Below are 6,551 nucleotides of genomic sequence, written 5' to 3' on the forward strand. Positions count from 1 at the left end.
AAAATAATAAATAATATAAAAAATTATGAAAAAACAACAATTAAATAATATTCAATTAAAAAACATGGTTATTCAACGGCTGGAATTACAGTCCACCCAAAGAAATTTATCTATTTATAAACTAAAACAAAATAATTTAAACTATTTTGAGTCCCCGGAATTCTCTAAAATTTTTAACAATTGGGACGAACATCACAAACAAAATTTTTTGAAAGATGTCGGCGGCGAGTATTGGAAACGATTTGGCGATATAATAATTAATAAATATTAAATTAATAAATAGATAAATTAAATAACAAAAAAAACAACAAAAAACAAAACAACAAAAAATAAATCAATTAACTAAAAAACAACATGAAAGAACTTTTCTCCTATACCCTTCCGCTTAAACAAAAACAAGAAATCACTGAAACTTTACCCAATGGAGATAAAATTACTAAATCCGTGGACAAGGAATCTTTAGTTAAAATAATTATCAAGGAGCCATCTCGAAAAGAGATTCAGGAAGCTAAAGATGTTTACAATAGAGAATGGAGCCGCTGCGTCACTAATGGAATTGTCACGCGAGCAATTTTGGACAAAAAATATCGGGCGGAAAATGGTATTTTTACCCCCAGTGAAATTAAAAATCTAGAAGACACTCAAAAGAGAATTAAAGAAATTAGAGAAGAGTATTCCGTTCTAGACAAAATTCCAAATAAATCCGTGGAAGATAATGAAAAAATAAATGATTTACTTAACGAATTTAGCAATATTCAAAAAGGCTTAGATGAACTAGAAAATCTAAACGAAGATTTATATTCTAACACGGCGGAGTCTATATCTAAACAAAAAGAGATTATGTATAATATTCTATACTTGAGCCATATTGAAGAAAGAGGCAGGCCGGTCCCTCTTATTGATGGGGATAGTCTGGAAGATAAACTAGAGAATTATGATGTTATTTTGGACAAAAATGATGAAAAATCTAAATTATATTATAAAATTATTGAACGGAATGGATATTTTGTTAATATGTTATCTCGTGGAAAATTAGAAGTATCTCAGTTAGAGGCATTAAATAAACAATGGAATGAAATTGATGCTAAAGCCGCGACCGATGACAATAAAGCTGAATCTGATAAAAAAGCTGAATCCGATAAAAAAGAAGAGGTAAAATCTACCCAGGAATCTGCCGCCGTTGTTCCATCAGATATTAATCCAGTTACAATAATCAAAGATTAAAATTTTTATATAATGTGATCAGCGAAATAGAATTAAGTAAGTTAAGAAAAACTTTTGCTGAGATTTGCGAGCGATATTCGTTATATAAATTTAATGGTCAAAATATTTATATCAAACACTTTAGAGTGTCTGATGATTTAAATATAGATTTTTATTATTTTAGTAAATATAATGATTTACTTAAAAAGGGAATTTTTACAGAAAAAGACAAACTTTCTTATTTAATAAAAAATAATTTATGGGATAAAAGTAACGAAGACAAAATTAAACTAACCCACGAGACTTTAGTTGATTTATACAGAAATAAATGTAAAGTCTATAAATTCGCTGACATTGAACATTATAAAAAAGAGATTGAGGTAAACGAAAATTATCTCAATAATTTAATTATAGATAAAGCTATTTTAATGGGGGAAACCTGTGAAACTTTAGCTAGAAAAAGTACCGATTTATTATTAATTCAGCAGTCTTTTTACAAAAATAAAGAATGCACGGAATTATTATATTCTGAAAAAGAATTTGCCGACTTAAATTCTGACCAAGTGGATGAATTATTTAGCTTATACAATGTTTGTATTAATGATGTTAGCGAAATAAATATAAAAAAAATAGTTACTCAAGGATTTTTTAGTCAAATTTTCTATTTATCTTCCAGTCCCACGGATTTTTTTGGTCAATGTTTAACCCAATTAAGTCATTATGAAGTCAAATTATTAACTTGGGCTAATTATTTTAAGACAATTTTTCAAAACAATGATATACCAGATTCTATAAGGGATAACCCAGAAGAAATTGAAAATTGGTTTAATGGTAAGCGTAATATTGAAAATGTTATTAATAGCAATGCCGATTCAGAAGGTAACGTCAGTTTGGTTGGCGTAAGTAAGAAGGAAATGAAGTTTTATGGAATTGATAATCCGGCGGGCGAAGCCCAACAGCAAAAAATCTTTAAAGAATTGGATAAATCCAGCACTGGTGAATTATCCCTAGAACAATCTATTCAATTAGGTCTTATTTAATTTTTTTTAATAAAATATTATTTATTATTATCAAATAATTAGTGTAAATATATAGCAATTAAATAAACTTATATAAAATAACAGGAAAAAGGATAATTATATTAAATAAATAACTGATATGGCTATTGATGGAAATATTTTATTAGGAGTAGCCTTTGATTCGGCGAGTTATAGCAGCGCGCAGAAACAATTGCAGAATTTGAGTCGCTCGGCTAATGTTGATATAAAGGTCAATAATGCGCCTTTAGGTAGAATTAACGCGGACTTACATGAATTTGATAAATCATTACAGGCGGCCAATGCGCGTGTTTTGGCTTTCGGTGCGTCCACAGGGGCAGTATATGGAATTGCAACGGCTTTTACTGAAGTAGGCAAGGCTTTCATCAATGTAGAAGCTAAATTTAAAAGTATTCAAGTTGTATTAAAATCTACTACTGATGTTTTTGACAATTTTAAAGGTTCTATTTTTGCCATTGGACGAGATACCGGTAAAAGTTTTGAGGAAGTAACTGATGCCGCACAAGAATTAGTCCGTCAAGGGTTAAAAATTAGCGAAACACTACAGCGGACCAGCGATGCGATGATTTTATCCCGCCAATCTGGACTTAGCGCCAGTGAAGCTGTAACATCTTTAACCGCCGCCCTAAATACTTTCAATCAAGAAGCTTTAACTTCTACTGAAGTTATTAACAAATTAGCTAATGTTGATTCAAACTTTGCTGTATCTCAGAAAGACCTAATTGATGCTATTAGTCGATCTGGATCGGCGGCTCAAGATGCCGGGGTTCAATTTGATAAATTACTAGCTTTCACGACTTCCTTGCAGCAAACTACCGCGCGTGGCGGCGCAGTTATTGGTAACGCTTTAAAATCTATTTTTACCAGAGTCCAACGAAGTACAACCTTGGAAGCCTTGGAAGAGTTTAATGTTCAAACAAAAGATTTACAAGGCAATGTTCTTTCGGCTGATGTATTATTACAAAACTTAGCTAATACTTATAAAACTTTATCTACCGCCGAAAGATCGGCCATAAGTGAGCAGGTCGCGGGCATTCAACAAATTAACCAATTAAAAGCTTTGTTAGGTGATTTGGCGCGAGCTAATTCTGTTTATGGTCAAGCTTTAAAAACTTCCAGTGGTTCTGTTAATGAAGCTATTGATAGAAATAAAAGTTTAAATGAAACATTAAAAGCAACTTTAAATTCTACCAAATTAAATGCCTTGGAATTTAGTGAGACTGTAGGTAAATTAGCTTTAGCACCGGCATTAAAATTTCCTATAGGAACTGCCAACGCTCTTTTCGATATTTTTAAAGATAAAGATCAAGACAGTAAAAGCACTGGTCAAAAACTTGGTGAAGGTATTTTAAGAGGTATTGGATCGGTATTATCCGGGCCGGGATTAGTTCTTGCCACAGCTATCGTAACTAATACTTTAAAAGAATTAGGTAGATTTACCCTTAGTATTGTTTCAGATTATTCTTCTTTAAATAATAAAACTAAGGAACAAGTAAATGTTCAACAGGCTATTAGTCAGATATTAAGTGATGGAAATAATAAATATGCATCCCGATTATTAGCTGCCAGAAATATCAAAGAAGAAGAATCGGCGATTAGATTAATAATGTTAGAACAAAATAACATTATTGCTAGAAAAAATTCGATGTATGCACAGCCGGTAAGAAATATAGTTAACCAAGGTGGAGATGTGCTGAGAGAAGGGGCATTTAAATTACCTAAAAGAGCGGCAGGCGGATATTTACCTATTCAAGAAGAACAAAATGACATTCAAAGAGGCGTCGGCGGTGCCTCCAGCGCGGCTAGACCAAAAGTAATTCCTAACTTTAATTTCGGCGGCGGAAAACGCGGGACTATAGTTGCTAATACTGACGAATATATTGTTCCTAATTATGGCGGTGGAGAGGGAAGCGCGATATTTAATCCTAAAATGGTAGCTCAACATGGATTACCTAATGGGGCGCAGAAAATAAATGCAGCGGGCGGATTTGTTCCCAATTTTGCTAGATATTATCATGGAACCTCTAAGGATCAATTATTTGAAAATAAAAATAGAGAGGATTTAAATTTTAGAAAAACACAAAGAGGAGTATTTATAACTACTAATCCAGCTTATGCTAGCGCATATTCTATGGATAATGATTCTATGAACACAATGTCTGCGATTACTGGCAGAAAAAATAGAAATTCTAGAGTTATTCCTATTGAATTAGATGTTAAAAATCCATATATAATGTCTAATGATGAAATTTATGACTATGATAGAGCAAAATCATATATTAAGTTCCAAAGAGAAATTGCTAATAAAGCCCGGCGACTGGGACATGACGCAGTAGATTATGGTCATGGAACTATATCTTATATTGGAGACCCGAAAAATCTAAAACCGTTTTATACGGCTAAAAATGCGTCCACCGGGTTTGTACCTAATTTTGCTGAACTACCAGACAAATCTATTTATCGTCATTATTATAAACAATATAAGAAATTTTTAAAGAAAGGTAGTTTCGAGAGCGACTTAGGTGGATATGGACATTGGGATGGAATGGGTAGATATAATAAATCTACAGTTATGTATCGTGGAACGGGAGGAAATGAAATAGGCGAATTATTGGAGAAAGGGCAATTTCAAAGCCAATGGCAAGACAGTATAGAAAAAACTCCGGCGACTTTTATTTCGGCGGATTTATCTCAAGCGGCACACTACGCAAAAAGAACAGGACGTGATCCATTTGGATTCTTTGAGGATGACGACTTAAAAAATAAAGGTAGTCAATTTATTTACGGATTAAGAAAAAATATTGTTAAGGGGAATTACGGACCCGATGTAGTTAAAACTATGCAGGGAGATACGGCTACTAATGTCGCATTAAGAAATCCAATTAAGTCGAAAGAAGATTTAAGATTACTAATGGCTTATGATCCGGCGGCTAAGAATGTTAAATCGGCATTAAAACCAGTTCCTTACGGTTACTTGAAAGAAGTTTTAGGTGGCGCGGCGGGAGGTTTAATCCCCAATTTTGTTAGAAAATCTAAATATAAATTTCCAAAAATTTCTTCCGCTACGATGGAAGCGAATATAAGTAAAAATTTAAGTAATTTACCACCAGAAGATATAAAATATTTCTCAAGAGCTTATGAAGATTATGGCAATATAAGTGGTGTATTTGCAAAAGCCACTAATTTTAGTAAAGAAGATTTTGTTGATGTAATGTCTGCTCTTTCTCCAGCTAATCCATTGGAAAGAAATACTCTAGATGCTTTAAGATACACTCTTTTTGCTAAATCTAAATTATCAACAGGTGTTTCACGCCAATCATTAAATCCAGATGAAATTAGCTCTATTCCTGCCCCAACATATGGAGCAAATAGACGTAAGGCTGCAAAAATTATTATTGGTTCAGAACAATTAACAGGAAATAAAAGAAATTCTTTTTCTAGTAATATAATAAATCCATTTGCAAGTGAAGATGTTACTGTAGATTTTAGAGCACAATCAAGTGCGCTTGGAAGAAAATTTGATGTGAAAAATGCTCCTTCTATGAATAGAGAGCAATATGATAAAGTTTCTCAAGCATTTAGAAATGTTGGTTCTAATTTTGGAATTAGTGGTTTAGGTATTCAAGCTGCCGACTGGATTGGACAGCGCATGAATACAAAAACTGCTAAAGGACAAGGTTTGAATAGAGGAATTATTAAATTTTTATATGAAAATCCAGATAAAATAACATTAGAAAATCTAGATTTTTTATTGTCTGCACCCACTAAAGCTGCTGCTAGAAAAGAATATCTTAAAAAAGTTTCTAGCATGGGTATTTCTAAATTAGGTTCAGATAGCTTAATTTCAATACCTAGAATGGGCGATGGATTCGTTCCTAATTTTGCCGACAAATTATTAAGATCAGAAGCCATTGCTAAAATAATGGCAGCTAAAAATCAAATATTTGGGGCTGAATTTACTAAAAGAACTACCGGAGAATCTAGAACTGGGACTTTCAGATTAGCTAGAAACGTAAAAACCGGTAAAGTCGGCGGGTCTTTACCCTATAAGGCCAAAGATCATCAATTAGTTCCTGTTTTTGACATGGGCTTATCCAAGAAAAAAGGAGCCGGGGAGGCTTATCGAATGTTACCCTACGAAGGTTTAAATAAATTACATATTGACGGAAAAGAATATGATGTGGTGGATAATATGGCCGGGGGATTTATTCCTAATTTTTTACCCAATAGAGATTTACAAAAGAAATTTACTGAACAGTTTTATAAAGCTAAGAGAAGTTTGCAGCCGGA

Annotated in this window: 3 protein-coding genes; all 3 read left to right on the plus strand. The window is 32.8% G+C overall.

Annotation, left to right across the window (positions count from 1 at the left end; translation table 11 throughout):
• Positions 1 to 354: 354 nt before the first annotated feature.
• Entirely contained in the window at positions 355 to 1,224 is an 870-nt protein-coding gene (locus tag ACKVOD_RS10935; protein WP_409209506.1) for a hypothetical protein, read from the plus strand.
• Between the two features lie 14 nt (positions 1,225 to 1,238).
• Positions 1,239 to 2,243 (plus strand): hypothetical protein, encoded by a 1,005-nt coding sequence (locus ACKVOD_RS10940; protein ID WP_409209507.1) that lies wholly within the window; start codon positions 1,239 to 1,241, stop codon positions 2,241 to 2,243.
• Positions 2,244 to 2,361: 118 nt separating this feature from the next.
• Positions 2,362 to 6,551: phage tail tape measure protein (locus tag ACKVOD_RS10945; protein WP_409209508.1), on the plus strand; the 4,190-nt coding region annotated here is incomplete at its 3' end.

Source organism: Flavobacterium sp., from assembly GCF_046155325.1.
GTDB lineage: Bacteria > Bacteroidota > Bacteroidia > Flavobacteriales > Flavobacteriaceae > Flavobacterium.

Excerpts from the sequence above, each read along its gene's own strand:
- ACKVOD_RS10935 (WP_409209506.1), top strand. The coding sequence starts at position 355 with ATGAAAGAACTTTTCTCCTATACCCTTCCGCTTAAACAAAAACAAGAA.